The 26,613-nt window shown below is 70.5% G+C and carries 23 protein-coding genes and 6 pseudogenes; 19 read left to right on the top strand and 10 right to left on the bottom strand.

The annotated features are described in order from the left end of the window. The 4 genes from AB0H32_RS14450 to sbnA all read left to right on the top strand — a co-directional run. Window positions 1–2,607, top strand: a 2,607-nt coding sequence (locus tag AB0H32_RS14450) for an amino acid adenylation domain-containing protein (RefSeq protein WP_361119300.1), incomplete at its 5' end; no start/stop codon positions are given. Between the two features lie 45 nt (window positions 2,608–2,652). Then, complete coding sequence (locus AB0H32_RS14455) at window positions 2,653–3,657, top strand: TauD/TfdA family dioxygenase (RefSeq protein WP_361119302.1); 1,005 nt, start codon at window positions 2,653–2,655, stop codon at window positions 3,655–3,657. Continuing rightward, complete coding sequence (sbnB, locus tag AB0H32_RS14460) at window positions 3,654–4,724, top strand: 2,3-diaminopropionate biosynthesis protein SbnB (RefSeq protein WP_361119304.1); 1,071 nt, start codon at window positions 3,654–3,656, stop codon at window positions 4,722–4,724. Before AB0H32_RS14455 ends, sbnB begins: the two co-directional genes overlap by 4 nt. 36 nt (window positions 4,725–4,760) lie before the next feature. Next, window positions 4,761–5,786 carry a 2,3-diaminopropionate biosynthesis protein SbnA gene (gene sbnA / locus AB0H32_RS14465; protein WP_361119306.1) on the top strand — a complete coding sequence of 342 codons (1,026 nt, stop codon included), beginning with the start codon at window positions 4,761–4,763 and terminating at the stop codon, window positions 5,784–5,786. 26 nt (window positions 5,787–5,812) lie between these two features. On the opposite strand, the pseudogene AB0H32_RS14470 reads toward sbnA, so the two are convergent. Beyond that, window positions 5,813–6,382 (bottom strand): annotated as a pseudogene (locus AB0H32_RS14470) (transcriptional regulator); the annotation flags it as partial. 256 nt (window positions 6,383–6,638) lie between these two features. Here AB0H32_RS14470 and AB0H32_RS14475 point away from each other — a divergent pair. Both AB0H32_RS14475 and AB0H32_RS14480 read left to right on the top strand, forming a co-directional pair. After that, window positions 6,639–7,049 (top strand): cupin domain-containing protein, encoded by a 411-nt coding sequence (locus AB0H32_RS14475; protein WP_361119308.1) that lies wholly within the window; start codon window positions 6,639–6,641, stop codon window positions 7,047–7,049. A gap of 36 nt (window positions 7,050–7,085) precedes the next feature. Beyond that, a pseudogene (locus AB0H32_RS14480) lies at window positions 7,086–7,381 on the top strand (alcohol dehydrogenase catalytic domain-containing protein); the annotation flags it as partial. A 122-nt stretch (window positions 7,382–7,503) separates the two neighbouring features. Here the strand turns inward: AB0H32_RS14480 and AB0H32_RS14485 are convergent. Next, a complete protein-coding gene (locus tag AB0H32_RS14485) occupies window positions 7,504–8,154 on the bottom strand; it encodes an NAD(P)H-dependent oxidoreductase (protein WP_361119310.1) in 651 nt (216 codons plus the stop codon). Between the two features lie 121 nt (window positions 8,155–8,275). On the opposite strand from AB0H32_RS14485, the gene AB0H32_RS14490 reads away from it, so the two are divergent. The 3 genes from AB0H32_RS14490 to AB0H32_RS14500 all read left to right on the top strand — a co-directional run bounded on the left by AB0H32_RS14490 (window position 8,276) and on the right by AB0H32_RS14500 (window position 9,534). Next, entirely contained in the window at window positions 8,276–8,641 is a 366-nt protein-coding gene (locus AB0H32_RS14490; protein ID WP_361119312.1) for a helix-turn-helix domain-containing protein, read from the top strand. A gap of 197 nt (window positions 8,642–8,838) precedes the next feature. Beyond that, the gene (locus tag AB0H32_RS14495; protein WP_361119314.1) at window positions 8,839–9,282 is read left to right on the top strand and encodes a VOC family protein; all 444 of its coding nucleotides are present in this window, start codon (window positions 8,839–8,841) and stop codon (window positions 9,280–9,282) included. Between the two features lie 75 nt (window positions 9,283–9,357). Then, window positions 9,358–9,534 carry a hypothetical protein gene (locus AB0H32_RS14500; protein WP_361119315.1) on the top strand — a complete coding sequence of 59 codons (177 nt, stop codon included), beginning with the start codon at window positions 9,358–9,360 and terminating at the stop codon, window positions 9,532–9,534. A 262-nt stretch (window positions 9,535–9,796) separates the two neighbouring features. On the opposite strand, the pseudogene AB0H32_RS14505 reads toward AB0H32_RS14500, so the two are convergent. After that, window positions 9,797–10,962, bottom strand: a pseudogene (locus AB0H32_RS14505) (acyl-CoA dehydrogenase family protein). A gap of 255 nt (window positions 10,963–11,217) precedes the next feature. Between AB0H32_RS14505 and AB0H32_RS14510 the strand changes: the two are divergent. The 4 genes and pseudogenes from AB0H32_RS14510 to AB0H32_RS14525 all read left to right on the top strand — a co-directional run. Then, a pseudogene (locus AB0H32_RS14510) lies at window positions 11,218–11,460 on the top strand (hypothetical protein); the annotation flags it as partial. A gap of 292 nt (window positions 11,461–11,752) precedes the next feature. Beyond that, the gene (locus AB0H32_RS14515; RefSeq protein WP_361119317.1) at window positions 11,753–12,697 is read left to right on the top strand and encodes an MBL fold metallo-hydrolase; all 945 of its coding nucleotides are present in this window, start codon (window positions 11,753–11,755) and stop codon (window positions 12,695–12,697) included. A 392-nt stretch (window positions 12,698–13,089) separates the two neighbouring features. Next, window positions 13,090–13,548, top strand: coding sequence for an SRPBCC domain-containing protein (locus tag AB0H32_RS14520; protein WP_361119319.1), 459 nt, complete (start codon window positions 13,090–13,092; stop codon window positions 13,546–13,548). Then, entirely contained in the window at window positions 13,545–13,889 is a 345-nt protein-coding gene (locus AB0H32_RS14525) for a metalloregulator ArsR/SmtB family transcription factor (protein ID WP_361119321.1), read from the top strand. The genes AB0H32_RS14520 and AB0H32_RS14525 overlap by 4 nt, the downstream gene beginning before the upstream one ends. A gap of 17 nt (window positions 13,890–13,906) precedes the next feature. On the opposite strand, the pseudogene AB0H32_RS14530 reads toward AB0H32_RS14525, so the two are convergent. The 3 genes and pseudogenes from AB0H32_RS14530 to AB0H32_RS14540 form a co-directional block, all read right to left on the bottom strand. After that, window positions 13,907–14,492 (bottom strand): annotated as a pseudogene (locus AB0H32_RS14530) (transposase). 56 nt (window positions 14,493–14,548) lie between these two features. Continuing rightward, window positions 14,549–15,178, bottom strand: coding sequence for a hypothetical protein (locus AB0H32_RS14535; protein WP_361119323.1), 630 nt, complete (start codon window positions 15,176–15,178; stop codon window positions 14,549–14,551). A 78-nt stretch (window positions 15,179–15,256) separates the two neighbouring features. Beyond that, window positions 15,257–16,249 (bottom strand): Lrp/AsnC family transcriptional regulator, encoded by a 993-nt coding sequence (locus AB0H32_RS14540; RefSeq protein WP_361119325.1) that lies wholly within the window; start codon window positions 16,247–16,249, stop codon window positions 15,257–15,259. 180 nt (window positions 16,250–16,429) lie between these two features. On the opposite strand from AB0H32_RS14540, the gene AB0H32_RS14545 reads away from it, so the two are divergent. Next, on the top strand, window positions 16,430–18,049 hold the full coding sequence (locus AB0H32_RS14545) for an amidohydrolase family protein (RefSeq protein ID WP_361119327.1): 1,620 nt from the start codon (window positions 16,430–16,432) through the stop codon (window positions 18,047–18,049). On the opposite strand, the pseudogene narI reads toward AB0H32_RS14545, so the two are convergent. Continuing rightward, window positions 18,027–18,644: pseudogene (narI, locus tag AB0H32_RS14550) on the bottom strand (respiratory nitrate reductase subunit gamma); the annotation flags it as partial. The gene AB0H32_RS14545 and the pseudogene narI sit on opposite strands and share 23 nt — an antisense overlap. 324 nt (window positions 18,645–18,968) lie before the next feature. Here narI and AB0H32_RS14555 point away from each other — a divergent pair. From AB0H32_RS14555 to AB0H32_RS14570, 4 genes are all read left to right on the top strand, one after another. Continuing rightward, window positions 18,969–19,373, top strand: coding sequence for a MarR family transcriptional regulator (locus AB0H32_RS14555; protein WP_361119329.1), 405 nt, complete (start codon window positions 18,969–18,971; stop codon window positions 19,371–19,373). Between the two features lie 146 nt (window positions 19,374–19,519). Then, a complete protein-coding gene (locus AB0H32_RS14560; RefSeq protein WP_361119331.1) occupies window positions 19,520–19,924 on the top strand; it encodes a hypothetical protein in 405 nt (134 codons plus the stop codon). Between the two features lie 96 nt (window positions 19,925–20,020). Then, window positions 20,021–20,662, top strand: a complete 642-nt coding sequence (locus AB0H32_RS14565; RefSeq protein WP_361119333.1) for a dihydrofolate reductase family protein — start codon at window positions 20,021–20,023, stop codon at window positions 20,660–20,662. Window positions 20,663–20,910: 248 nt separating this feature from the next. Beyond that, window positions 20,911–21,819: a hypothetical protein gene (locus AB0H32_RS14570; protein WP_361119335.1), complete on the top strand. Its 909-nt coding sequence runs from the start codon at window positions 20,911–20,913 to the stop codon at window positions 21,817–21,819. Window positions 21,820–21,868: 49 nt separating this feature from the next. Here AB0H32_RS14570 and AB0H32_RS14575 read toward each other — a convergent pair whose 3' ends face one another. The 3 genes from AB0H32_RS14575 to AB0H32_RS14585 all read right to left on the bottom strand — a co-directional run bounded on the left by AB0H32_RS14575 (window position 21,869) and on the right by AB0H32_RS14585 (window position 25,141). Next, entirely contained in the window at window positions 21,869–22,432 is a 564-nt protein-coding gene (locus tag AB0H32_RS14575; RefSeq protein ID WP_361119337.1) for a hypothetical protein, read from the bottom strand. Window positions 22,433–22,649: 217 nt separating this feature from the next. Beyond that, window positions 22,650–23,708 (bottom strand): DUF1152 domain-containing protein, encoded by a 1,059-nt coding sequence (locus AB0H32_RS14580; RefSeq protein WP_361119339.1) that lies wholly within the window; start codon window positions 23,706–23,708, stop codon window positions 22,650–22,652. Further along, entirely contained in the window at window positions 23,705–25,141 is a 1,437-nt protein-coding gene (locus AB0H32_RS14585; RefSeq protein WP_361119341.1) for a radical SAM protein, read from the bottom strand. The genes AB0H32_RS14580 and AB0H32_RS14585 overlap by 4 nt, the downstream gene beginning before the upstream one ends. 216 nt (window positions 25,142–25,357) lie before the next feature. On the opposite strand from AB0H32_RS14585, the gene AB0H32_RS14590 reads away from it, so the two are divergent. Further along, complete coding sequence (locus AB0H32_RS14590) at window positions 25,358–26,611, top strand: ATP-grasp domain-containing protein (protein WP_361119343.1); 1,254 nt, start codon at window positions 25,358–25,360, stop codon at window positions 26,609–26,611. Window positions 26,612–26,613 lie beyond the last annotated feature (2 nt).

Raw genomic sequence — 26,613 nt, forward strand, 5'->3', positions numbered from 1 at the left:
CTGTCGGCCGACGAGGTGCGCGAGCAGTTGGAGGGGCTGGCCGGGCCAGGCCGTTCGCTGCCGGACGCACGGGCGCACGAACTGTTCGAGCAGCGGGTACGGGCGCATCCGGACGCGGTGGCGGCCGTGCACGGCGAGCAGCAGTGGACGTACGCGGAGCTGAACGCGCGCGCGAACCGGTTGGCGCGGGCGCTCCTGGAGCGGGGGCTGGGCCGCGAAGACGTGGTCGCCGTGGTCACCGAACGCCATCTCGACTGGCTGGCCGCGACGCTGGCGGTGTTCAAGGCGGGCGGCGCGTACCTGCCGATCGAGCCGCACTTCCCGGCCGACCGGGTCGCGGCAACGTTGTCAAGGGCGGCGTGCCGGCTGGTCCTGACCGAGCCCGGCAGCACCCAGAACCTCGACCGGGCGCTCGAATCCGTGCCGGGGACCGAGAAGCTGCTCATCGAGACGGCCTACGCGGAACCGCACGCCGAAGGCGATCTCGGAGTGCGGGTCGACGCAGGTCAGCTGGCCTACATCTACTTCACGTCCGGCTCCACCGGCGAGCCGAAGGGCGCGATGTGCGAGCACGCGGGCTTCCTCAACCATCTCCACGCCAAGATCGACGACCTGGGAATCGGCGAAGGCTCTGTGGTGGCGCAGACCGCCCCGCAGTGCTTCGACATCTCGCTGTGGCAACTGGTGTCCTCGCTGATGGTGGGCGGGCGCACGCTGCTGGTCGGGCAGGACGTGATCGTGGACGTGGAGCGGTTCGTCGACACGCTCGTGCGCGGCCGGGCGGCGGTGGCACAGCTCGTGCCCTCCTATCTGGAGGTCGTCGTCTCGTATCTGGAGCAGCACCCCCGCGAACTGCCGGACCTCCGGTGTGTGTCGGTGACCGGTGAGGCGCTGAAGCGGGAGCTGGTCCAGCGCTGGTTCGCGATCCAGCCGGGCATCAGGCTGGTCAACGCCTATGGGCTGACCGAGACGTCGGACGACACCAACCACGAGGTCATGGACGCGGTGCCCGAGCGCGTTCTGCTGGGGCGTGCGGTCAACAACGTGCACGTCTACGTCGTGGACGAGCACCTGTCGCTGGTGCCGCTGGGCGCCCCGGGGCTGATCGCGTTCTCCGGTGTCTGCGTCGGCCGCGGGTACGTCAACGATCCCGAGCGGACCTGTGAGGCCTACCGGGAGGACCCGTACCGGCCGGGTGAGCGGCTCTACCTCGGGGGTGACTGGGGGCGCTGGCACCCCGGCGGCAAGCTGGAGTTCCTCGGCCGCCGCGACAACCAGGTCAAGATCCGCGGCTTCCGCATCGAGATCGGCGAGATCGAGAACGCCCTGCTGCGGGTGACCGGCGTACGGGACGGTGCGGTGGTCGTCGCCGACCGCGGGGGCCAGAACAAGCACTTGATCGCCTTCTACGCCGGCCGGTGTCTGGACACGCAGGAACTGCGCGAGGCGCTGAGTGCCTCCCTGCCCGCCTACATGGTTCCCTCGGCCTTCCACTGGCAGCCCGGCCTGCCGCTGACCGGCAACGGCAAGATCGACCGGAAGGTGCTCACCGCTCTCGCCGAGGAGACGGAACCTGCCGCGGCCGACGAGCACGACTCCGTCCCGCTCACCCCGACCGAGCGGCGGCTGGCGGCCGTCTGGGCCGATCTGCTGGGCGTCCCCGAGCGCACCATCGGCCGCAAGGACCACTTCTTCGACTCCGGGGGCACCTCCCTGACGGCGGTCCGGCTCACCATCGCCCTCGACCGCGCGGTGTCCCTGAAGGACATCACCCGGCGCCCGGTGCTCGCCGACCTGGCCGCCCTCCTCGACGGCACGGCACGGCAGCGCACGGAGCTGCTGCAGCCGCTGTCGGCAGTGGGCGGAGCGGCGGAGCGCGCCCTGGTGTGCTTCCCCTACGCGGGCGGCAACGCGGTCAACTACCAGCCGATGGCAAGCGCGCTGGCGAGCACCGGCATGGCGGTGTTCGCGGTGGACCTGCCCGGCCACGACCTGGCTGCCCACCACGAGCCGTTCGCCTCGATCGCGCAGGTGGCGGAGCGGGTCGCCGCCGAGATCGCCGCGCGTGGCCTGACCCGGGTCCTGCTGTGGGGCCACTCGTCGGGCACCGCACAGGCCATCGAAACGGCCAGGAAGCTCAAGGAGCACGGCGTGGACGTGCCCCGGGTGTTCCTCGGTGCGCAGTTGCTCGGCACCGCCGCCGCCCGGCGCGCCGCCGTCGCGGAGCTGACGGGCCTGAGCAACGCCGAGATCGCAGCCCGGCTGACCGCGGAGAGCGGCTACACCGAACTCTCGGAGCTGAACGCGGAGCACGCCGAGCACATCGGTGCCGCCTACCGGCACGACTGCGTGTCCGCGCACCGCTACTTCTGCGCCGCCATGAAAGATCCGGCACCGGTGAAGCTGGCCGCGCCGGTCTCGGTGGTCGTCGCCGCCGACGACCCGCACACGGCCGGCCACGCCAAGCGCTATCAGGACTGGCTGCTCCTGGCCGAGCACGTGGACCTGCACGAGCTGCCGGACGGCGGCCACTACTTCCCGCGCACCTGCCCGGCCCAGGCAGCACAGGCCGTCCTGGGCGTCGTGGCACCACTGTCCTCCTCCTGAACCGTCGTACAGAGCCTCCAGACGGGCAACCGAAGGGAAACCGAGATGTCGTCCTCACCTCTCGCAGCGCCTCTCGACGTGGAGCTGCGGCCGGACAGACCCGCGATCCTGCACGTCGACTCCCCCGGTGACGCGCCGAGTTGGGCGGCCGAGTGCCGCGAGTCGCTGCGCGCGCAGGTCACCCAGCACGGGGCACTGCTCGTCCGCGGCCTGGACCTGCGGGAGGCGTCCCGGGCCGGTGCCGTCTTCGCAGGGCTCGCCGGCGTGCTCATGCCGGAGCGAGAGGCCTTCGCCCCCCGCGAGGCGTACGGCCCCGGGCTGTACTCCTCCACCACCTGGCCGGCCAACCAGCCGATGTGCATGCACCACGAACTGAGCTATCTGCTGGAGGTTCCCGGCCTGATGCTGTTCGCGTGTCTGACCGCGCCCTCCCAGGGCGGGGCGACCGCGGTGGCCGACGCGGAACAGGTGCTCCAGGCGCTGCCCACCGCGCTGACGGAGCGGTTCGAGCGCGAGGGCTGGCTGCTGACCCGCTCCTACAACGACGAGATCGGGGCGTCCCTGACGGAGTCGTTCGGCACGGACGACCGCACGGAGATCGAGCACTACTGCAGGGCCAACGCCATCGACTTCACCTGGCTGGCGGACGGCTCCCTGCGCACCGAGCAGCGCCGCAGCGCCATCGTGCGCCATCCGCTCACAGGCCGGCGCTGCTGGTTCAACCAGGTCGCCTTCCTCAACCAGTGGACGCTGGCCGAGGAGGTGCGCGAGTACCTGGTGGACGTCTACGGCGAGGACGGACTGCCGTTCAACACCCGCTACGGCGACGGCTCGCCGATCGGCGAGGACGTCGTCCAGCTGCTCAACGCCACCTACGAGGAGCACACCCGACGCGAGCCCTGGCAGGCCGGTGACCTGCTGCTCGTCGACAACATCCGCACTGCGCACAGCAGAGAGCCCTTCACCGGAGAGCGGCAGGTGGTGGTCGGCATGGCCGAACCCCGCCGCCTGGCCGACTGCTGCCCGACCCCGGAGGCAAGCCAGCGATGACCCGTATGTCGTCCACCGCCGCCCAGCCGTCCGTCCCGCAGGGGGACTCGGCGCCGACGTTCGCGGTGATCACCGGTACGCAGGTGCAGCAAGCGCTCAGCGGACGCGAGAAACAGATCGTGGAGCTGGTCGAGGCCACCTACCGGCTCCACGGCGCCGGGGACACGGTCAACCCGCCGTCCTACTTCCTGCGCTTCCCCGACCGTCCCCGTGCGCGGATCATCGCGCTGCCGGCCTCCGTCGGAGGCTCGGTCCACGTGGACGGCCTCAAGTGGATCTCCAGCTTCCCGGACAACGTGAGTGCCGGGCTGCCCCGGGCCTCCGCGGTCCTGATCCTCAACGACCCCGAGACGGGCTATCCGTTCGCCTGCCTGGAGAGCTCCATCATCAGCGCGACCAGGACCGCGGCGTCCGCCGCGCTGGCCGCCGACTGGCTCAGCCGCACCCGGCCCCGCCCCACCCGAGTCGGATTCTTCGGTACGGGTCTGATCGCCCGCTACATCCACACCTTCCTGGCGGGCACCGGCTGGTCGTTCGACACGATCGGCGTGCACGACGTGTCCGCCGAGAGCGCCGCGGGCTTCCGCGGGTACCTGCGTCAGGCCGACACCACCGCGCAGGTCACCGTCCACGACAGCGCCGAGGACCTCGTCCGCTCCAGCGACCTGGTGGTCTTCGCCACCATCGCCGGCGAACCCCATGTCAGCGACCCGGCCTGGTTCACCCACAACCCCCTGGTCCTGCACATCTCGCTGCGCGACCTCGCGCCCGAGATCCTGCTCGCCTCGGCCAACTTCGTCGACGACGTCGAGCACTGTCTGAAGGCCGACACGTCCCCCCATCTGGTCGAGCAGCGCACCGGCAACCGCGACTTCCTGAACGGCACCCTCAACGACGTGATGCTCGGGCGGGCGGCCCCGCCGACCGACCGACCCGTCATCTTCTCGCCCTTCGGACTCGGCGTCCTCGACCTCGCCGTCGGCAAGTACGTCTACGACGAAGCAGCAGGGGCGGGCGACCTCCGCCTCATCGACGACTTCTTCCACGACCTGCGCCGGTACGGCTGAGGCCGTTGTCCTCAGCCCTGGTCTCAGGAGGCCCACGTGCCCGTCATTTCCGCTCCCCATGACTTCAACGAAGGCGGTCTCTTCGTCGATCTGGAGTCGATCTTCGGATGCCCCCTCTACCTGAAGTGCGAGGGATTCAACTTCGCCGGCTCCATCAAGCTGAAGGCCGCGAACGAGATGGTGGAGAGCGCCGAGCGTGACGGAGTCCTGACATCGGACTCCATCCTCGTCGAGTCCTCTTCCGGGAACCTGGGTGTGGCCCTCAGCATGATCGCCGCGAGCAAGGGCTACCGGTTCCTGTGTGTGACGGACTCCCGCTGCAACCTGTCGACCAGACTGCTGATGGAAGCGCTCGGCAGCCAGGTGCACGTCGTGGCCGACCTGGACGCGAACGGCGGCTTCCTGGGAACGCGGATCGACTACGTCCGCTCCCTGTGCGAGTCCGACTCCCGCTATGTGTGGCTCAGCCAGTACACCAACGCGGGCAACTGGCGGGCGCACTACCGCACGACGGCCCAGGAGATCGCCCGCTACTTCCCGCAGTTGGACGTAGTGTTCATCGGGGCGGGCACCGCCGGGACCCTGATGGGCTGCGCACGCTACTTCCGCCAGTGGAACCGGCCGGTGCGGATCGTGGCCGTGGACAGCGTGGGCTCGGTGGCCTTCGGCGGCAAGCCGGGCCGGCGGATGATCCCCGGTCTGGGCATGAGCATGGTGCCCCCGTTGCTCGACGTGTCCTTCGTGGACGAGGTCATCCGGGTGGAGGAGGCGGACACCATCCGCACCTGCCACCGCATGGCCCGGCGCGGGTTCCTGTTCGGCGGCTCCACCGGCACGGTGGTCAGCGGCGCGACGGACTGGCTGACCCGGAACAACACACGGGACATGACCGCGGTGGCCATCGCGCCCGACCTCGGCGAGCGCTACCTCGACACCATCTACCAGACCAACTGGCTGCAGGATCTGTACGGCGACCACATACTCGACCCCGAGCACGTGACCGCCACGACCCAGCGCGGCAAGCCCGCATCACCGCAACCGGAGCGTCGGCCGAGATCCTAGCCGGGGCCCCGTCGGGCAGAGCATGATCACGGCACCCTGGGGCGGCGGGCTGCTGCTCGGCCGCCCCAGGAGGCGAGCAGGCGCAGCCCGTCGTGAGTGGGCGTGCCGGGCTCGGCCGTCCACACGACCAGTTGCCGGTCGGGGTCCGTGCCGACGGTGAGGGTGTCCCGGTCGAGGGCGAGTTCGCCCACGACAGGATGGTGCAGGATCTTGGTGCCACGCTCATGGCGTCGACGTCGTGGGCGGCCCACCAGGTCCGGAAGTCCTCGTCCTGCACGGACAGCTCACCGACCGGCACGGCCAGCTGCTCGTCCTGGGGGTACTCGGCGGCCTCCGTGCGCAACTCGGGCGACGCAGGTCCGGGCCACTGTGTCCCACTCCGAACGAAGCCGCCGCAGCGCGGGCCCGGTGAAAAGCAGCCGTACGTAAGTGCGCCGCTTCTCCGGGATCCGCGAGAAATCGGTGACGCGGGCCGCCCCGGGGGAATTCCAGGCGAGGATGTTCATACGCCGTCCCAGGACGATGGCCGGGGTGGACGTCAGATCGTCCAGCAGCCGCTGCAGCTGCGGCTGCACCTTCTGGGCGGCCCGCCGCCGGGCCGGGCACCGGCCTTGCCTCAGCCTGCCGGGCCTTGAGGAACTCGCCCAGTTCCTTCAGGTGCGCGCTGCTGGTCACACGGGTCGGTCTCGCACCGAGGGTCGCCCGGGCGGGTGGGAGAAATTCTTCCCAGGATGCATGCGTCCCGGGAAGAAACTCTCCCCTTTGCACGTCCCGATTCACCATGTGAGCGTTGCCTGTGTACGGATTTCACCGTCGTACCGGCAAAGAATCCATCTTCTGGGAGCATCACCCGTGCAATTCCTCAAGAAACAGTCCACGAGCAAGGCGCCGGCCGAGTGGTTCACCGGCGATGCGTGGTGGGACGTGATCCATCCGGGCGCCGAGCCGTCCCGGATGCGAGTGAACCTGGTCCGCTTCGCACCCGGTGCCCGCACCGCCTGGCATCGTCACGCCCTGGGCCAGACGCTGCACGTCGTCTCCGGCGTCGCCCTGATCGGCACCCGTGACGGCAAGGTCTTCGAGGCCCGTCCCGGTGAGACCGTCTCGTGCCCGCCCGACGAGGAGCACTGGCACGGCGCCGCCCCCGAGTACTTCATGGAGCACCTGGCGATGTGGGAGGGCACGGCCGACGGCACTCCCGAGTTGCTCTGGGCCGAGCACGTCACCGACGAGCAGTACGCCCGCCCGCGCACCCGCTCCTGACACCACCCCCGACTGCGAACACCGGGGTATCACCCCATGCGGGCAACATTCCTGTACGGCGCGGGCGACGTGCGCGTGGAGAACGCGACCGACCCGGTCCTCGAACAGCCCACCGACGCCGTCGTGCGCATCGTCCGGTCGTGCATCTGCGGCAGCGATCTGCACCCGTACCACAACCTGCCGGCCTCCGAGCAGCGCACTCCGATGGGCCATGAATTCATCGGGGTGACGAGGAACTCGGCTCCGAGGCCTCGGGACTGCAGCGCGGCGACCTGGTCGTGGCCCCCTTCGCGTACTCCGACAACACCTGTGTGTTCTGCCGGGAGGGCCTCGACCCCGGCCGCGTCTTCAACCGCACCACCGGCGTCGAGGAGGTCCCCGAGGGCTACCGTGCGATGGACCGCCGCGAAGCCCTCAAGGTCCTCGTCCGCCCCTGACCCGGGGCCCGCGGCTCCTAGGCGGCGAGGCGTTCCGCCAGCGCCTTCGCCTTGGTGGCCGCCTCCTGGAGGGCCCGGTCACGGGAGGCCTCGAAGAGCGGCACCAGCTCGGCCATGGCCGGGTTCTGCGGCGCCATGGTCAGCTCCGGCACGATGAAGTCGAGGTCCAGGCCGAGGAAGTCGGCGAGAACCGCGGTCAGGTAGTTCTGGACGTACTCGTAGGACTCGCGCGGGGTGCCCGGCGCGTAGGAGCCTCCGCGGCTGGCCACGACGGTGACCGGAGTGCCCTTGGCGGAGGGGGTCTCGCCCGCCGTACGGCCGAACAGGATCACGTTGTCCAGCCACGCCTTGAGGGTCGAGGGGATCGTGAAGTTGTACATCGGCGCGCCGATGAGGACCGCGTCCGCCTGCTCCAGCTCCTCGATCAGCTTCACACGGTCTGCGAAGTCGGCCGCCTGCTCAGGCGTGTGGGTGGCGGGATCGGCGAAGCCGGCGGTGTGGGCGGCGGCGGTGATGTGCGGGACGGGGTTCACCGCCAGGTCGCGGTGGATCACCGTGCCGCTGGGGTGCTGCTCCTGCCAGGCCTTGCGAAAGGCGTCCGTGACGGCCCGCGAGGCGGACGCCTCACCCGGGAAGAGGGACGAGTCGATGTGCAGCAGGGTGGCCATGGGTGTCTCCAGAAGAACGAGCCCGGCGCGCGACGCGGGGCTGAGGTTTCGTACTCAGCTATATCTAACACAGGAGCTTACTTTTTTTCACCCCCATACAGCGGGGTAGTACCCTGATGCCATGGCGGAGCAGACCCATGACACGGCCGAGTGCAAGCGCGTGGACGACGGCATCACCCGTGTCTTCCAGGTGCTGGGCAAGCGCTGGAACGGCCCGATCCTGGCCGTCCTGATGGGGCAGCCGACACACTTCGCCAATCTGCGCCGGGCCATCCCGGGCATCAGCGAGCGCATGCTCTCCGACCGGCTCGCCGAGCTCGGGGCCGCGGGACTCGTGGTGCGTGAGGTCGACGAAGGACCGCCGCTGCGCGTCGCGTACCGGCTGACCGAGTCGGGAGCCGCACTGGAGCCCTCCCTCAGGGAACTCGGCGAGTGGGCGAAGAAGCACCTGCCGGACGCACCGCCCTGCCCGGGCACGGCCGGTTAGCGCCGGATCTCCCCCGCGCGATCCACGGCGACGGCCCGGGTGCGGCCGGGGGATCCTCGGCGACGCGCCGACGCGCATCCGGGGCACGGCCACGGCGTGAGTCAGGGTGTCAGCCGGGGTACTCGCGGACGCGGGACGAACCGTGCTGGACGGCCCCTCGAAGGCATGGTGCATCCCGTGCGAGAGGAGCAACGGTCGTGGAGTACAAGCTCGAGGTCGTGGTGGTCCCGGTCGGTGACGTGGACCGGGCCAAGGCCTTCTACAAAGGGCTGGGCTGGCGCGAGGACGCCGACTTCGCCACCGGTGAGGACTTCCGCGTGGTGCAGATGACGCCACCGGCCTCGCCGGCCTCGGTCATCTTCGGCAAGGGCGTCACCTCAGCCGCACCCGGATCGGCCCAGGGCATGATGCTCGCCGTCGACGACATCGAGGCGGCGCGGGCCGACCTGGCCGACAAGGGCGCGCCGGTGAGCGGTGTGTTCCACGACGCCGGCGGGGTGTTCCACCACGCCGGGACGGACGCACGGGTCGACGGCCCGGACCCGGACGGCAGGAGCTACGGCTCGTTCCTCTCCTTCGACGACCCGGACGGCAACAGCTGGTTCGTCCAGGAGATCACCGCCCGGCTGCCCGGACGCTGATCCGCGCATGCCCCCGAGGCTCCCGGTTCAGCGTCTGGGCGCGTGGGCCGGGAATCCCGGGCGGAAGGAGATCCCATGGCCACAACCTATGCATCTGCGGCCGAGCTGGCCGCCGCGCTGCGCCGCGCCGCCGAGGCGCACGGCAGGCACGAGGAGGAGATCGGCCACGCCGACCCCGACTGGCCGGACTGGTACGCCCGGTTCATGGTGGAGGAGCAGCCCCGGGCGAGCGAGGACGCCCCTCCCGGCTGACGCCCGCAGCTTCCGACCGGCCCCCGGCCAGACAGGTCTGATCCGGCCCCCGGAGGTTTCGGAGCGCCGGCTCGGACTTGGCGGCGAGTGGGGACGATGCGCTGCACAGGCGACTGCTGAAGCACGTGCACATTGCGGACACCGTCAGCCACAGGGGCTCCAGCGGGAACGGCCGGGCACAAGCGGTGGAGCGAACTTCGGTGGAGCGAAGGGGCTTCAGTTCTCCGGCGCGCCGGCCGGACCGGACTCTGGCTCGCGCTCCTCATCCGTCGAGCCCTCCCCGCTCGACGAGCCGGCTGACGATCACGTTGCGCTGGATCTCGTTGGTGCCCTCGCCGACGATCATCAGCGGGGCGTCGCGGAAGTAGCGCTCCACGTCGAACTCGGTCGAGTAGCCGTAACCACCATGGATCCGACGGCGTTGAGGGCGATCTGCATCGCGGTCTCGGACGCGAAGAGCTTCGCCATGCCCGCCTCCATGTCGATCCGCCGGCCGGCGTCCGCCTCCCGGGCCGCGTACAGCGTCAGGTGGCGGGCGGCGGTCAGGGAGGTCGCCATGTCGGCCAGGTAGGTGCCGATGGACTGGTGCTGCCAGATCGGCTTGCCGAACGACTCGCGCTGCTGGGCGTAGGCGAGCGCGTCCTCCAGCGCCGCCCAGCCCACCCCGAGCGCGCGGGCGGCGACCTGGAGGCGGCCGGTCTCCAGGCCCCGCATCATCTGCGCGAAGCCCTGGCCCTCGTTCCCGCCGAGCACCGCGCCGGCCGGCGCCCGGTAGTTCTCGAAGGAGAGTTCGCAGCTCTCCACGCCCTTGTAACCGAGCTTGGGCAGGTCCCGGGAGACGGTCAGGCCCGGTCCGTGTTCGACCAGCAGGACGGAGATGCCCCGGTGTGCGGGGCTCGCCTGCGGATCGGTCTTGCACAACAGGGCGATCAGCCGGGAGCGGCGGGCGTTGGTGATCCACGTCTTGGTGCCGTTGACCACGTAACCGTCGGCGTCCCTGCGGGCGACCGTGCGCAGGGCCTGCAGGTCGGAGCCGCCGCCCGGCTCGGTCAGGGCCATCGTCGCCCGGATCTCGCCGGAGGCCAGCCTCGGCAGGTAGCGGCGCTTCTGTTCCTCGGTGCCGAAGTGCAGCAGCAGCTTGACGACCACGGTGTGGCCGCCCATCGCGCCGGCCAGGCTCATCCAGCCCCGCGCCAGTTCCTCGGTGATCAGCACGTAGCAGGGTGTGGAGACCGGGGTGCCGCCGTACTCCTCGGGAACGGCGAGGCCGAAGACGCCGAGGTCCTTCATCCGGTCGACGAGGGCCTCCGGATAGGTGTCCGTGTGCTCCAGTTCCCGGACGACCGGCTTGACGTCCTTGTCTACGAATGCGTGCACCGTCCTGACGACGGACTGTTCCTCTCCGGACAGGCTGTCCAGGGCGCTCATGAGCGACGCTCCTTCGAGAAGTGTTTCTGACCCGAAACCGCTCCGTACCATCATGGGGACTCATGACCGTCGCGGTCACCCACGCGCCGGCCGCCCCGCGCCGGCCACCAGCACCGGCACGGTCCCGACGGTCGTGGAGTCCGGCAGTTGCTTCCGCGCCGGTGCCTTCGGCCTCCTCATATCTGCCTCCTCGATGCCGGGTGACGACGCGACAGCCAACCTGTTCCGCGTCGCGGTCGAGGAGCCGCTGGAGTGGTGGGGCTCTCATGGACCGTCTCACCGCGGACATGGCGGACCCCGCGGCCGCGTTCGCCCAGAGCTCCCGGACGACCGGCCGACGGGCCGACCGGCGGACCAGCCGACCAGCCGACCAGCCGACAGCACCGGCGGCACCCCGAGCCGAGCCGGGTCCTGCTGCACCACGGACCCGAACCGGCCCACTCCGACGGCTACCTGGCACCGCGGGCGTTCCACGACCTCCGCGCCGCGGTGGACGCGGGGCGGTGCCAGGTGGCGGACCCGGAGCTCGCACCGGCGCTGACGGCGGGCTCGGCGCCGGCGCTGGGCTCACTGCTGCACGCACAGCCCGACCGTGTGTTCGCCACGGGGTGCCGGGCGGTTCTCACCGCTCGGCTGCCGAGTGGCGGGCCACCGTGCCCCGTTACGGGGGAACGGGGTACCGGCCGGCACATCACCGATGCGATGATCGCGGCGGCGCTCGACGAGCCGCCGCGAGCGGCAGCGCCGTGCCCCTGTGAGGGATCCCTCTCCATCACGTCAGGAGTTCGCAGTGAGCAGTGTCCACCACGACGTCGGCCACCTTCCTCCACCCCGGGTGGAGGAGGTCAGCGAGGACGTGTTCGCCTACATACAGCCCGACGGCAGCTGGTGGATCAACAACACCGGCTTTCTCGTCGGGCGGCGCGGCGTGATCAGCGTGGACGCCTGCTCGACGGTGCGGCGCACGCAGGCGTATCTGGACGCGATCGCCACCGTCACGCCGCAGCCGGTCCGGACGCTGATCAACACGCACCACCACGGTGACCACACCTTCGGCAACCACCTCTTCGGCGGTGCCACCATCGTCGGGCACGAGGCCACCCGGTCGAGCATCATCGAGTGGGGCGGGCCGGGGGCGGCGGCAGCGTTCTGGACCGAGGTCGAGTGGGGTGACGTCACGGTCGAACCGCCGTTCCTGACGTACACCGACGCGGTCACCGTGTGGTCCGACGACCTCCGCGCCGAGGTGCGTCACGTCGGTACGCCCGCCCACACGACCAACGACTCCATCGTCTGGCTGCCCGAGCGGGGGCTGCTCTTCAGCGGCGACGTGCTGTTCAACGGCGGTACGCCCTTCCTCCTCCAGGGATCCGTGGCCGGTGCCGTCCAGGTCCTGGAGGAAGTGATCAAGCCTCTGGGGGCGACGACCATCGTCCCCGGACACGGAGCCGTCGCCGGACCCGGACTCGTCGACGACGTTCTCGGCTATCTGCGGTTCGTCCAGGCCACCGCCCGGGCAGGCCGCGACGCCGGTCTCTCGCCTCTGGAGACCGCCCGTGAAACGGACCTGGGCAGGTACGCCGACCTGCTGGACTCCGAGCGCATCGTCGGCAATCTCCACCGGGCCTACGCGGAACTGGAGGGCGGCCCCCTCGGCCGGCCCATCGACGCCGCGGCCGCCCTCGGCGACATGGTCACCTACAACGGCGGCCGCCCTCTGACCTGCCTCGCCTAGGGCCTTTCACTCGGGTCAGGCCGGCTTCTGGCGACGGCGCCTTATGACAGACCCGAGCGGGGGCTGGTGCGCGCAACTGCAAGGCGGAGGAGGGAGTCGACGCGATGGGGTCCCCCGCGCGAGCGAAGCCGAGCGTGGGGGAGTCGGCGAGTGACGACAACGCCGCTGGTGGTGCCCCCACGCCCTTGAGGCAGTGGGAGAGTGCGTGCCGGCCCCGCGACTCCGGCAAGATCTGACAGAGAGGCCCTGAGAAGCCCTGACGGCATGCGCGATGTGGGCCCGATACTCGGCGGGGCGCCTGCACCGTTCACTCAATGCGCAACTGCTTGGTTGCGCAAGGGAGTCCGGATGTGCAACCTTGAGGTAGCGCATCCGGACGAGATGAGGTTGCAATGATTCCCGACGCGATCGAACGGTCCATCGCGATCGATGCCCCCGTGGAGCGGGTGTGGTCCGTGCTGACCGAACCAGGTTTCCTCGGCCGCTGGTTCGGCAATGGAGAGCCGGTCAAGATCGACCTGTGCCCCGGCGGTCTGCTCATCTTCGACCACGGCGTCCATGGCGTCATTCCCGCCCGTATCCAGACCGTCGAGCCGCCACGCGTCTTCTCCTGGCGGTGGTCGCAAGGTGCTGCCGGCGAAGAGCCGGACGACAGCAACGCCACCTTGGTCGAGTTCACGCTGACCGGGGACGACTCCACCGGCGGCACCCGACTCACCCTGGTCGAGAGCGGCTTCACGCGGCTGGGACTGTCGGCCGACGAAGTCGCCGACCGTCACCGCGCCAACAGCCACAACTGGCCCGGCAAGCTCGGACTGCTGCGCGCGGACTGCGAACAGACCAAGGCATGACCGGCACCGCCGATGACGAGCAGGCGCCCGAGGACGTCCTGGTAGCTTTGGCCGACCCGATCCGCCGGGAAGTGCTCGCCATCCTCGCCCGCTCGGGCGGCGCCACCTCGACATCCCTGGCAGCGAGCCTCCCCGTCACCCGCCAGGCGGTGGCCAAACACCTGGCCGTCCTCGACCGCGCGGGACTGGTACGCGCTCACCGGGCCGGGCGCGAGGTCCGCTACGAAGCCGACGTGCAACCGCTGAGACAGGCAATGCGCTGGATGGACACCCTCGCCACCCAGTGGGAACAGCGCCTCGACGCAATCAAGGATCTGGCGGAAGGGACCACTCCGCCCTGAACCCCCGCAGTGCCGTCTCAGGCCCGCTGTACAGGGCGGAGCCTCCTGCAGCAGATGAGCGCGCAACCGAGGATGAGGAAGGCTTCGTGGATGCCGCCTGCGGATCTCCCAGCGGATCCGCAGGCGGCGGAACCAGTGCAGATGGGCGAATGCACGCTCCACGACCCACCGTCGGGTGCCCAGGCCGGAGCCGTGCTCGGTGCCGCGGCAGGCGATCAGCGGCTTCACGCCGAGGTCCCGGACCAGCCCGCGGTACTTGTCGTGGTCGTAACCGCGGTCGGAGAGAACAAGATCCCGGCGACGACGCGTTCGGCCCTGGTTTCCCCGCACGGGCGGCACCGCTTCAAGGAGCGGGATCAGCCGAGTGACGCCGTGGCGGTTGCCACCGGTCAACGTGACCGCAAGCGAGCCGGAGCCGAGTTCCTGCGGCAGGTACTCCCGGGCGATCCCGGTATGCAGCACGAACAGGATGCCAGGAAACACCAGTCGGTCCGGATGCCGCCTGCGGCCCGGATGCCGACTCCGCCGCTCGACCTTCGGCAACAGCGGCTCAATCACCGCCCACACCTCGTCATCGGCTTCCCGGGGTTTCTGCCGAGCCACCCCGCACCCCGCATTATCGATCCCGGAGCGATCCAACCACTTCGAAGATCATTTCGTTAGGAGTTCCAAGAGCCGGAGCCGTCGCTCGGTTCCGCGAAGTCCCTGATGTGGGCCGGGAGATCGCCGGAAGACGGCGGCTGGGGCCGGCGGGCGGCGTCGCTGCCGGCCGGCGCGGTGACACCCAGATCACGACGCATCGCCTCTCTCATCCCGGCGGTCAGGGACCAGAGCGCATGTTGCGCCTCGGCGGCTGACCGCAGGGTTTCACCCGGTCGCGGATTCCCCTGTTCCAGGCGCTTGACCTGCCCGTAGACGCGGGTCAGCGCCCGGTTCAGCTCGCCGGCCGGAGCGACCACGGCATCGGGGGCGATCATCAGCGCCTCGGACCAGCGGTCGCGATGGGCGTCCTTGGCTCCTTCCAGCGCCCGAATGTCCTCGTCCCCGGGCGTACCGTCCCGCAGGACGTACAGGTGACGGCCGAGCGCCGTCGAGAACTGCCGTGCATCCCGGTGCAGTTGTGAGTAGCAGCTCCTGCGCAGGTCGCGGTTGTCGCGGGCATCCTGGATGGCCCGGGTCATCTCCAGTTCACGCCTCTTGGCCCGGTCGGCACCCCGCTGGGTGAGCAGGACTCCCGCGAGCGTCCCCGCCACACCGGTCACCGCAATCAGCGCCGCCCCCATGTCCATTGGATCACCCTAGACCGCGCCCTGCGGTCGGCGGACGGAGACGAACTACGGGCAGGAAACGCCCGGTTCGGTGAATCGCTACAGGGGCCCGGACGCCGAGGAGGTGTGTCGGATCAGGCCCGTCCGTTTGACGGTGGTCAGGAGGGGGGTGGTGTCGATGGCGGTGATCCCCTCCAGGGCGCCGACGGACTCGGTGAGGAAGGTGTACAGGGCATCGAGGTCGGCCGCGGCGACGGCGACGACGAGGTTGGCGGGACCGGTGGTGGCCGCGCAGAACCGAACCTGCGGGTGGACGCCGAGGGTCTGCGCGGTCTCCTGGAGCGCGCCGGGGCGCACGGCGATCCACAGCAGGGCTTCGGCGTGTGCGCCGAGCAGTGCGAGGTCGACCTCGGTCGCCAGGCGCAGGACCCGGCCGCGCACGAGTGCGTCGAGTCGTCGTCGGGCGGTGAGTGCGGTGGTGCCGGCGCGGCGGGCGAGGTCCGAGTAGGTGGCCCGGCCGTCCTCGGTCAGCGCCGCGATCAGCGCGCTGTCGATGTCGAGGGACGCAGGCGGCGCTGTCGGCGCAGGCGGCGGTGTCGGGTCGGGAGCGAGCCGGGCCAGCTCCTCGGCCGAGAGGAGACCGGCGGTCCAGCGGAACGCAGTGGGGAAGACGCGCAGCAGGGTGTGGGAGGTCCAGGAGCCGACCGCGTCGGTGGCGGGCAGGTCACGCAGAAGCAGTGCGTTGCGGGCGTCGGGACCGTCGAGGAAGAAGACCGTGGAGATCTCGTCACCGCCGCCCAGGATGTCGACCCAGACGGTGTCGGTGCGACGCGCCAGGGCGTGGGCGACCTGACGGATCTTGTTGGGGCGGCAGCGGATCCGCAGGGCCATGGGGATCAGATGCGGGAAACGTGCCGGGTTGCGGACGACGGTCGCGCGCAGGGTGCCGTCCGCGTACAGCGGTGCGACGCGCCGTACGACGGTGCGCTCGGACAGGTCCAGGCAGCGGGCCACCTCACGCCAGGAGGCGCGCGGCGAGGCGACGAGGGCGGCCGCGATCCGGCGGTCGGTCTCGTCGAGTGCTTGTCGCATGATCTCCATGATAGGCCGCATCATTGGCAGGATTCCTGCCCCGACGCCCGCCATGTGTACGTGAATCACCGACAGGCTCGTACAACGGTCTCGTCGGCGGACGCGACGGACCACCGGTCCGGTCTCCCGCGGCCCCCGGCACGCTCCGAACGAAACCTTCGAGATCCGGTGGAGAATGCGATGACCGACCACGGAGCCGATCTGCTGATCCGAGCCGCTGCGGTGCACACCCTGGTGCCCGGCCGGGCCCCGCAGCGGGCGCTGGCGGTGCGCGGCGACCGTGTCGCGGCCGTGTCACCCGACCCGAACGGCCTGGACCACTGGGTGAGTTCACGCACCACGGCCCATGACCTGCCCGGCGCCACGGTGCTGCCCGCGTTCGACGACACCCACACCCACCTGATCTTCGCCGCGCTCGGCGCTCACGATGTTCCCGTCCACCAGACCCGTACCATCCCCGAATTCCTGGACCTGATCCGGCAGCATGCCGAGACCACCCCCGCGGGCCAGTGGATCCGCACCACCACCAACTGGCAGGAACTCAACCTGGCCGAGCGCCGCATGCCCACCGCTGCCGAACTCGACCGGGCCACCGACCGGCATCCGGTCCTGGTCAAGCGCGGCGGCCACAACGACGTCGTCAACACCTGTGCACTGCGCCTGGCGGGCATCACCGAGGACACCCCCGTACCACCGGGCGGCATCATCGGCCGCGACGCCGACGGCAGGCTGGACGGCCGGCTGATCGACAATGCCCTGGGGCTGGTGGAGCACCTGGTCCCGGCCCCGGACCGGGCCCAGCGCATCGACGGACTGCGCCTGGCCAGCGGCGACTACGCCGCCACCGGCATCGGCACCGTGCGCGACTGCGCGGTCTCCCCCGAGGACTACCGGGTGCTCCTGGCGGCCCGTGCTGCGGGAGCGCTGAACACCAGGGTGCGGGCTCTGGTCTCGGCGCTCGGCCTGACCGGCAGGGCCCAGGTGGAGGACCTGCTCGACGTCATGGAGGACTGGCGCTACAGCTCCGACCCGTGGCTGCGCGTGTGGGGAGTGAAGTTCGGCCTCGACGGCGGTCTGGAGGCGGGGGCCACGGAGGAGCCGTACGCGTGCGACCACTCCTTCTCCGGGATGCTGACCTGGGAGCCCGACGCGCTGGTCGAGGCGGTCGAGGCCGTGGTCCGGCGAGGCTGGCGGGTCGGCACCCACGCCTACGGCGACCGCGCGGTCCGTGTCCTCCTGGACGTCTACGAGCGCGTCCTCGAGCGCAACCCGGGCCTGCCCGCCGGCACGCTCGTGATGGAGCACGGCGGTCTGGCCGGCCCCGAGCAGCGCGCCCGCGCCGTCGCCCTGGGCATCCCCGTCACCATCCAGCAGCCGCTGCTGCACGACACCGCCGAGGTGGAGGAGGGCTTCTGGGGCCCGGAGCGCGTCGCGCGTCTCTTCCCCGCCCGGGGCTGGATCGACCTGGGCGCAAAGGTCAGTGCCGGATCCGACTTCCCCGTCGGCCAGTTCGGTGCGATGCGCTCCGTGTGGGGCATGACCACCCGGCAGACCGTCATCGGCGTCAAGGGCCCCGAGCACGCCATCTCCTACGACGAGGCGCTCGCCCTGCACACCACCCAGGCCGCCCGGCTGAACGGCGAGGAGCACCTGCGCGGCACCCTCGCCCCCGGCCGCTTCGCCGACCTCACCGTCTGGGACCGGGACCCCGCCCACTGCCCCAGCGGCACCCTGCGCGACCTCGCGCCGACCCACACCTTCGTCGGCGGCCTCCTCGTCACACCCGCCGGCGTGCGGTGACGGGCCGCGCCCCACGACCGGTGGCCCGGCCGCGGAAGCGGTACAAGACGTAGGGGCGGGTCGCGTAGCCGAGCGGTACGGCGAAGGCATGGACCATGCGGCTGAACGGCCACAGAGCGATCAGGGCGAGGGCGAGGAGCGCGTGCCCCTGGTGGACGAGGGGCGCGTGTGCCGGCGCGGTGACATCGGGGTCGAGGGTGAACAGGCTGCGGAACCAGACGGCGACACCGAGCCGGTAGTCGTAGGGGTCGGTCACCGACGAGGCTGTGGCGGTGAGTCCGGCGAGCAGGACGAGGGTCAGGAGCGGGGACGGCTAGGTAGCTGCGGCTGGTCGCCCGGCGTACGGCGGGAACGCGCAGCCTCCAATACAGCAGGATCGCGAGGCCGGTCACCGCCGCGACGCCCGCCGCGATGCCCGCCGCGCCGCCCATGTCCAGGGCGACCGCGTGCAACCGGGCCTCGCTGATCCGCAGGCGCAGGGTGACGCCTCCGGGACGAGCAGCCCCACCACATGGCCGCCGATGACGAGGAGCAGCGCGTAGTGGAAGAGCGGTCCGCCGATGCGCAGCATGCGGGACTCGTGAAGCTGGCTGGACGTAATAGCCGGTGCTTCACGACGTAATAGTCGGCACGCAGGCATCCGGCGGCGTCCCGGACGTGCCGGATCTCGTACTCGCCCTCCCAGGCGTGCCCACGGCGCAGACAGACGAAGGAATACGCTTCGCATGTCGGCTCGGCCTCCACGGTCATCACCCTTGACGCCGGAGCCGTAGCGCCCGCATGGTCCGGCATGCCGACAGTTTGTCATTGCAGTCTGCAATGGTCGCTGCGGGTGGCCGGTGAAGTCCGCGGCCGCCGACGAGGAGAGGGGAACGAGATGCCCGAGGGCCGGCCGGAAGCACATCGGGATGAGTCCCCGTTGACCCCGGAGGCCGAGGAGGAGGGCCCGGACCGCGAGGCGATGGCCGCCACCCTCGGGGTCAACCCCTCCGCGGCCCTGCGCATGGTCGAACGCCTCGAATCCCTCGGGCTCATCGACCGGCGCGTCAACCCGGACAACCGTCGCGAGGTCGTGCTGCGGCTGACACGAGAGGGGCAGGGGCTGGTCGACCGCGCCCTCGGCCACCGGCGCGCGGCGATCCGGGCGCTGGTCGAGCGCCTGCCCGCACGGGAACGTGCCGGTCTCGTACCAGCACTGAGGGCACTGACCTCGGCCGCCGACAACCTCGTCCCGCCCTCGATCCGTCGGGCGAAGCCGGTCCCCTGGCCGGGTTGGTCGACGACCCGCTCAGCCCGGCCCCGTAAGGAGGTCGCGCCTGCCTGATCACCCCAGCGGACTCGCTCGCGAAATCATTGCACAGTCACATATTTCAATGCTCAATGGATCGCGGGGTGGGGTGCAGTCACTCTTTGGCCGACGCATTCGACCGTTTGCGGCAGTGACGCGCCACCTGACTCGGAGAGGACCACATGTCATCCAGCCGAGGACCTGGCCTCAGCACCGTCACCGCTCACCTGCGCAGGGCCGTGGGCAACGCCGACTGGCAGCTCCTGGCCGAAGCCCTGCACCCGCACGTCCATTGGAGAGCGCCCCGACCAGGCACACTCGTGTGCCGCGGCCGCTCGCGCGTCCTCAGTCGCTGCGCCCGGCTTCACACCCGCCTGTCGGGGGTGACGGTCGAGGAGACGTTCATGTACCCCGGGGCCATAGTCCTCGGGCTGTGGCTCCACGGCACCGCGTCCACGCCTGGATCGGGCGCACTCGTGTATCAGGTCCTCGACGTCGTGGACGGGCTGATCATCCGCATCACCGGCTACACGGATCGCACGCAGGCCCTGAACGCGGCCTACGACGGGCCTGCGGCCGGGTTCTGAGGGATTCTCCCGCGGCACTGACGTTGGTGCTGTGCGATGAGTTTCGGGGGTGCGCGGGGTCCAGGAGTGCGAGGACCACCCAGGAGAGGATCGGCCATGTCCGCATCACAGACCCCGCAGAGTGTCGACGCCGTCCCCGCACCGTCGTCGACGGACGCAGAACGGCGGACCGACGGAGGCAAGGTGCTCTGGCACTTCACGATGTCCTTGGACGGGTTCGTGGCGGGGCCGAATCATGCGATGGACTGGATGACAGGGGTCTCGCTGCGCCCCGGCCTCGTCGAGGAGTACGCCGGGACCACCGGCGCCGTGCTGGGAGGCCGGGACGGCTGGGACGCCCACCCCGACCCGGGCACCATCTACGGCGGCGCCTGGCAGGGACCCCTGTTCGTCCTCACCCATCACCCCGAAGACGCTCAGCCCGCAGAGGGCGTGACATTCCTGAACTGCGATGCGGCCGAGGCGGTCCGGATCGGTCTGCACGCCGCCGACGGCAAGAACCTCGAGGTCTTCTCGCCCACGATCGGCCGCCAGCTTCTTGAACGCGGATTGATCGACCGGATCGACCTGCATATCGCGCCGGTGCTGCTCGGTGACGGGATCCGGCTGTTCGACAACCCCGGGGGCACCCCCGTCCGACTCGACCTGCTCGGTGGAGAGGACCGCTCGGCCGCGGTGCATGTGCGGTACCACCCGCAGCCCCCTCGGGCAGCGGCATCGACGTCGTCCGGCGCCTGAACCGCCCCACGCCGCCCATGAACGGCACTCCCGTTCCCTGAACATACGGACCACTCGATGTTACGGACACCGCTCGTGTTACGGGCCTGTGACACCGAGCGAACCATTCCAAGATCGTGGTCTGCCAGGCTTTGCTCCTGAGCAGAGCGGCAGGCGGTCGCGTGGCCTTCGACGGCCCCGGGGGACAGTGGCGCGGCTCTGGCGTTGATGCAGCACACGACCCGTCGACGTTCCTGGGGGAATCACTCATGACCACACGCATCCGAGCCACCGCTGTCGCCATCAGCGTGGCCGCCGCCGTGACCGGCACCGCGCTGATGGGCGCCTCCGGCGCCGCCTCGGCCGCCACCGGTGCCTCGCGCGGAACCCTGACCATCAGCAATGGCAGCAAGTACGTACTGATCAACGGCCACCAGGTGAACTTCGGTGTGCCCGTCCGCGATCTCGCCTGGTCCCCGAACGGTGCCAAGGCCGCCTTCATCGACGGCTCGGGGAACCTGGACGTCGCCAACCCCGACGGCAGCGGGCGCGTCGTCGTCGCGAAGAACCCCGGTGGCCAGAACTGGTCCCACCCCACCTGGCAGGTGACCGCGAAGGACTCGCAGGTCGGCCTCCCCGCCAAGGACAACCTCATCTTCGCGGCCCGCGCGGGCGGTGTGTCCCGGCTGAAGTACATCTCCGCCAAGGCCGTGCACGGCACGCCCAAGACGCTGTCCCTGTACGGCGAGCCCGGCCCGGACGTCCCGCCGCTGCCGCAGACCGGCAACGTGTGGCCGAACGCGGCCGGGCACTACGGCACCGCGGTCTACGCCAACGTCAACACCGGTGACGTCTACATCCGCGACGACTACACGCGCCAGCAGGGTGGCAAGCTGACCAAGGGCTCCCAGCCGGCGCTGTCGCCCAACGAGGAAGAGGTCGTGTTCGTCCGCTCGGTCGCCGGCCACGACCACCTCTTCGTCGAGGACTTCACCCACAACAAGGTGAGGGACCTCACCCCGCACGCCACCACCGACTACACCGAGCCGGCCTGGTCCCCCGACGGCAAGACGCTCGCGGCGCGCACCCCCTCCGGCACGGTGACCCTGCCGTCCAACGGCACGGGCCACCCGACGAAGGTCACGAAGACGGTGGGTCTGGCGGCCTACCGTCCCTGACGGCGGGCGCCGGAACGGGCCGGGCCAGTCCGAGCGGCGGAGTGCGCTGTCACTCCGTCATCCGGGCGAGCTCGGCCCGCAGTTCGTCCAGGTGCGCGTCGGCCGTGTCGTGCGGCAGGAACTCGACGACGTCGAGGAAGCGGAACAGCACCTGGCTGCTGGTGACGGCGTACTCGTACTCCGCGAACCCCACCACAGCGCCCATCGCGCCGCGGGCGGTGCCCCGCACCACGTGCGAGGTGAACTCGTCCGGCTGGGCAGCCGACAGTCCGCGTCGCGCGTTGGGCCGGGCGAGATACGGGCACACCATCGCGGCGTACAGCATGCACGCACGGTGTCCCGGGCCCTCCAGTGTCGGCGCGAGATTGCGGTAGGGCCGTCCGGCAGCGAACGCGTCCCCGATCGCCGCACTCTCCCCAGACCCGACCACGCGCCACACCGGCCCCTGCGGCATGAGCCGGTTGCACACGGAACACAGCCGCTTCCGCGCGCACTCGGCGCTGCGCTCGTAGTCCGTGAGCGCGAACTGCGGCTCGTCCCCCTCCCACGGGGTGATGGCCGGGACGGGGTACCCACGAACATCCCGAGGCCGCGCCTCAATCCCCGCGGGCATGGGAACACTCTCAAATCGCACGTCCCATGCCTACCAGTCCCCACTCCACAACACCAACGCGGGGGGGCGAACCCGGGTGCGTCGGCGCCGGGTCGGGGACGCCGTACGGACGCTCTCCGGCCTGCTGGTGAACGTGACGATGGACTCCGTCCCGGGGCGTAGCGCACGGCAGGAAGGTGTGGGTGCCGTCAGGCTCTGACGGCACCCACAGCGGTGTTCAGGTCCTGTCGTGCAGGTCGAGCAGCGGGCCCCGGGCGTGGAGCAGGGACCGCAGGGCGGGGATCTGCCTCCAGGCCAGGCCGCATTGGTGTGCGGCGAACCGGAGTGTGCAGTGCCGGGCACCGCCGGCGGCCTCCCGGATCACGGCGAGGGCCTGTGCGGCGTCGGCGGGGAGGGCCTTGGGTTTCGGGGGTGCAGGAATACCCTCCGGACGGTGCTCGCGGTTGATCTCATGGATGCCGGTGATCTTCTCGGACAGGTCGGCCGCCTCGGCCAGGGTGCCCGGCCGGGTCTCGACCAGGGCCTGCGCGACGGGATTGTGGGCGATCGCGTCGGCCAGGGGCAGGTGATGGATCCGCGCGGACTCCTCGGTGAGGTCGAGCTGCCGGCCGACGGTGCGGACCGTGCCCCGTACGCCGTGCACGGCGGCCGCGAACAGCGCGGAGGCCTCCGACGGATGCCACGCAAGGGCACCGGCCGCCGTGTCCGCGTCGTCGGCCGACACCGTGAGCCGGGGGCCGGGAAGCCGCTCAAGGAGTACGTCCTGGGGGATCTCCCCGTCGGCACCGGGGCCCGCGACGTACACGGTGCCCGGCGCGCCGGCGAGATGGCAGGCGGCCAGGGTCAGTGCGTCGACCAGGGGCGAGCACAGGGTGGCCTCACGGCCGTGCGTGAGGATGTCCCCGCCGATGTCGACGATCCGTACGTGCTCGAACCCGCGGGCCAGCGCCTGGCGGAACTGATCGGCCAGTGCGCTCACGCCCTGCCACGGGTCCAGGAGCAGCAGCCGTGCGGGCAGTTCGGCAGCGAGCCCGGGCAGCGTGGATCCGGCCGGGGGCAGCACGCCGGTCGCCTCGTCGACGAACACGCCGACCGCGCTGGTGGCGAGGCGGGTGAAGTCGCGGAAGCCGAGCGGCCCCGGGGTGGGGTCGACTTCGGGGCGTTCCCAGGCGTAGGTGGCGATCGTGGACCGGGCGCCGGGGCTGATGACGGAGGCGGCGATGCAGGTGCCGAGCGGGTCGCCTCCGCCGCCGGCGGCGGCGTACAGATCGCTCACGCGGTGTCCTTGAGGTCGATGCCGGTGATGCGGACCGGGACGGCGCCCATGTTCTTCTTCGCGCGCTGGTTCGCGGCGTGCAGGCCCTCGTAGTACTCGCTGTCGAGGCCCTTGACGTCCTCGGAGTAGAACATCCAGGACAGGATGTCCCGGTACTTGAAGCCCGTCGGGGTGAGCTGGACGCGGTTGCCGAACCGGTGGATGAGCCCGTTGTGTTCGGCCGCGTCGAGGACGGCTTCGACCTCGCCGCGGATCTTGTCGAGGCCGTGGTGTTCGAGTTCGCCCAGATTGAGATCGAAGGCGTCCAGGACGAGGCGTTTGCGGACCAGTTCCTCGTCGGAGAGCACGAAGCCGGTGGTGGGCCGGAGTTCGTGGTTCCTGGCCTTGTGGATGTAGTCGGCGACCTCGGCCGCCGACGGCTTGACCGACCCGGTCATGTAGTCGAGCACGCTGGTGTAGGAGCGGGCTCCGACACCGAGGCCGAGCAGGGGAACGCCCTGGAAGGTGAGGACCTTCTGCACGTATCCGCCACGTCCGGGCTTCTTGTAGCGGACGGAGCCTTCCTGCACATAGCCGTGGTCGGTGAACACCTTGCGGGCGTAGTCGTAGCGCTCGTACAGCTCGGGCTGCCACATGTACTGGTAGGCGCCGGTCCTGGAGAACCAGGCGTCGGGGCGGACGGTGAGGAAGTACGTGGAGATGGTGGTGGGGCCCAGCTCGGCCAGCTCTTCGACCGAGTGCCGCCAGGTCTCGGGGGTCTGTCCGGCGAAGCCCATGATGAGGTCGGTGGACAGGTCCGGCAGGCCCAGTTCCTGGACGATCCGCACGGCCTCGCGGATGACGTCCTCGCCGGCCTGGCCGCGTCCGGCTTCCCGGATCTCCTTGGGCACCAGGGACTGGATGCCGATGTTCGCCCGGGTCAGGCCCATCTGCAGCAGGCGCCCGAACCCGTCCGGATCGGCGACGATCGAGTCCGGGGTGGCCTCCACCGCGACCTCTTCCGTGGTGGAGCGCCAGTTCGGGTAGACCTCCGTGATCGTGTCGAAGATCTGCTCGAAGTGCCGCGTCGACAGCAGCGCCGGAGTGCCGCCGCCGATGTAGATGGTGCGCAGACGGCGGGCGCGGATGATGTCCGCATGGTCCCGGATCTGGGTACACAGGGCGTCGGTGTACGCGTCGTAGACGTCCTGATCGGTCGAGATGATCGTGTACAGGTTGCAGAAGCCGCACTTGTACTTGCAGAACGGCACGTGCAGGTACAGGTTCAGGGCCGGGGTCCTGTGGTTGAGCAGGTCGCGGTCCCAGACCTCGCGGATGCCGAAGGCGTCGCCGTCCAGCGGCCGGTACGTGGAGCGGGGCGGATAGGAGTACTGGTAGGGCGGTATCACGCCCTGGTCGATGTACTCGGCGAGCTGGGTGCGCAGGCTGTTCACGGTGAACTCCCCCGTTCGGGCTGTTCGTTCAGTGACCTTGCACCCGAGATTCGAGCACGCAACGTTTTGTTGAAGCCATGGGCAAGGTCCACCAAGTCGGCTGCTCCGCGAGCCGCTCCCTTCGGTTCTTGCTCCAACTTCCGCGCATCGCGGGCGTGTTGATTTCGGACGACACGCCGGTGGACGGTACAATGCCGCCCCGGCTGTAGTGATCCAATGGACACCTACAGGGGGAACACGCCCGCCGGAGTACTCGTCATCGAGCCGATGGGCAACGCCGGACGCTTCGTCGTCGAAGCCGCCCACCAGTTGGGCATCAGCCTGTACGCGGCCACCCACAAGGACATCTACGACACCTATCCGGCCTGGCTGACCGGCGCGCTCGCCGACGTCTGCTTCACCGATCTCGCCGACACCGGGCGCGCCCTGGCGGACATGAAGGCCTTCTGCCTGAGCCGCCCCGTCACCGCCGTCGGCGTCTGCTGGGAGCTGCTCAGCCACCTCGCCGCTCCGCTCGCCGCGATGCTGAACCTGCCGGGCAACGACCCCCTCGTGGCGCAGGCCCCCCGCAACAAGATCGTCATGGCGGAGGCGTTCCACGCCGCCGACGTCCCCGCACCCCGCTGGGCCCTCGCCCGGGATGCCGAGCACGCGCACCACGTGGCCGCCTCACACGGCCTGGGCTGGCCTCTGGTCGTCAAGCCCGCCGAGCAGGGCGGCTCCTGGGGCGTGCGCGTGGTCGACGGCCCCGACCAGCTCACCGACGCCGTCCAGGCCGCCCAGCAGTTCGCACGGGCACTCCCGCACGGCCTGCCCCTGGACCGGCGCGTCCTGATCCAGGAGTACGTGCCCGGCGACGAGTACTCCGCCGACACGATCGTGGTCGGCGGCGTCCCCTACCCCCTGCCGGTGGTGCGCAAGGACACCACCCCCGGCCGCTACCGCATCGAGACCGGACACACCTGCCCGGCCGGCATCCCGCCGAGCCTGGTCCGCCGTATCCAGCACACCGCCGCCCGAGCGGCCCTCGCCGTCGGCATCCGCAACGGCATCGCCCACACCGAACTCAAGCTCACCCCGCGCGCCGTCGATCCCGTGGTCATCGAGACCGGAGCCCGCCTGCCCGGCGGGAACATCTGCGAACTGGTCGAAGCAGCCACCGGCATCAGCGAGGCCGCCGCCTACCTCCGGGCGATCGCCGGGCAGATCCCCGACACCGCCCCCACCCGGCAGCAGGCCGCAGCGATCCGCTTCGTCCTCGCCCCCCACGCCGGAACCCTCCACGACATCCGCATCCCCCCGATGCCCGGTACCCGGCACGAACTCCACCTCGCCCCGGGCCAGTACGTGAACGACCCCGCCGACTCCTCCGCCCGCCTCGCCCACATCATCGCCACCGCCGCCAATTCCTCCGAAGCGGCCCGACTCGCCGAGCAGGCCGCCGCCCGCACCGTCGTGAAAGTGAGCTGAGC

The sequence above is a fragment of the Streptomyces sp. NPDC020362 genome, from assembly GCF_040642095.1.
Taxonomy (GTDB): Bacteria; Actinomycetota; Actinomycetes; order Streptomycetales; family Streptomycetaceae; genus Streptomyces.

Excerpts from the sequence above, each read along its gene's own strand:
- AB0H32_RS14535 (WP_361119323.1), bottom strand. The coding sequence starts at position 15,178 with ATGGACATGGGGGCGGCGCTGATTGCGGTGACCGGTGTGGCGGGGACG.
- AB0H32_RS14455 (WP_361119302.1), top strand. The coding sequence starts at position 2,653 with ATGTCGTCCTCACCTCTCGCAGCGCCTCTCGACGTGGAGCTGCGGCCG.
- AB0H32_RS14570 (WP_361119335.1), top strand. The coding sequence starts at position 20,911 with ATGACCACACGCATCCGAGCCACCGCTGTCGCCATCAGCGTGGCCGCC.
- AB0H32_RS14565 (WP_361119333.1), top strand. The coding sequence starts at position 20,021 with ATGTCCGCATCACAGACCCCGCAGAGTGTCGACGCCGTCCCCGCACCG.
- AB0H32_RS14485 (WP_361119310.1), bottom strand. The coding sequence starts at position 8,154 with ATGGCCACCCTGCTGCACATCGACTCGTCCCTCTTCCCGGGTGAGGCG.
- sbnB (WP_361119304.1), top strand. The coding sequence starts at position 3,654 with ATGACCCGTATGTCGTCCACCGCCGCCCAGCCGTCCGTCCCGCAGGGG.
- AB0H32_RS14575 (WP_361119337.1), bottom strand. The coding sequence starts at position 22,432 with ATGCCCGCGGGGATTGAGGCGCGGCCTCGGGATGTTCGTGGGTACCCC.
- AB0H32_RS14490 (WP_361119312.1), top strand. The coding sequence starts at position 8,276 with ATGGCGGAGCAGACCCATGACACGGCCGAGTGCAAGCGCGTGGACGAC.
- AB0H32_RS14590 (WP_361119343.1), top strand. The coding sequence starts at position 25,358 with ATGGACACCTACAGGGGGAACACGCCCGCCGGAGTACTCGTCATCGAG.
- AB0H32_RS14520 (WP_361119319.1), top strand. The coding sequence starts at position 13,090 with ATGATTCCCGACGCGATCGAACGGTCCATCGCGATCGATGCCCCCGTG.
- AB0H32_RS14560 (WP_361119331.1), top strand. The coding sequence starts at position 19,520 with ATGTCATCCAGCCGAGGACCTGGCCTCAGCACCGTCACCGCTCACCTG.
- AB0H32_RS14540 (WP_361119325.1), bottom strand. The coding sequence starts at position 16,249 with ATGCGACAAGCACTCGACGAGACCGACCGCCGGATCGCGGCCGCCCTC.
- AB0H32_RS14525 (WP_361119321.1), top strand. The coding sequence starts at position 13,545 with ATGACCGGCACCGCCGATGACGAGCAGGCGCCCGAGGACGTCCTGGTA.
- AB0H32_RS14545 (WP_361119327.1), top strand. The coding sequence starts at position 16,430 with ATGACCGACCACGGAGCCGATCTGCTGATCCGAGCCGCTGCGGTGCAC.
- AB0H32_RS14500 (WP_361119315.1), top strand. The coding sequence starts at position 9,358 with ATGGCCACAACCTATGCATCTGCGGCCGAGCTGGCCGCCGCGCTGCGC.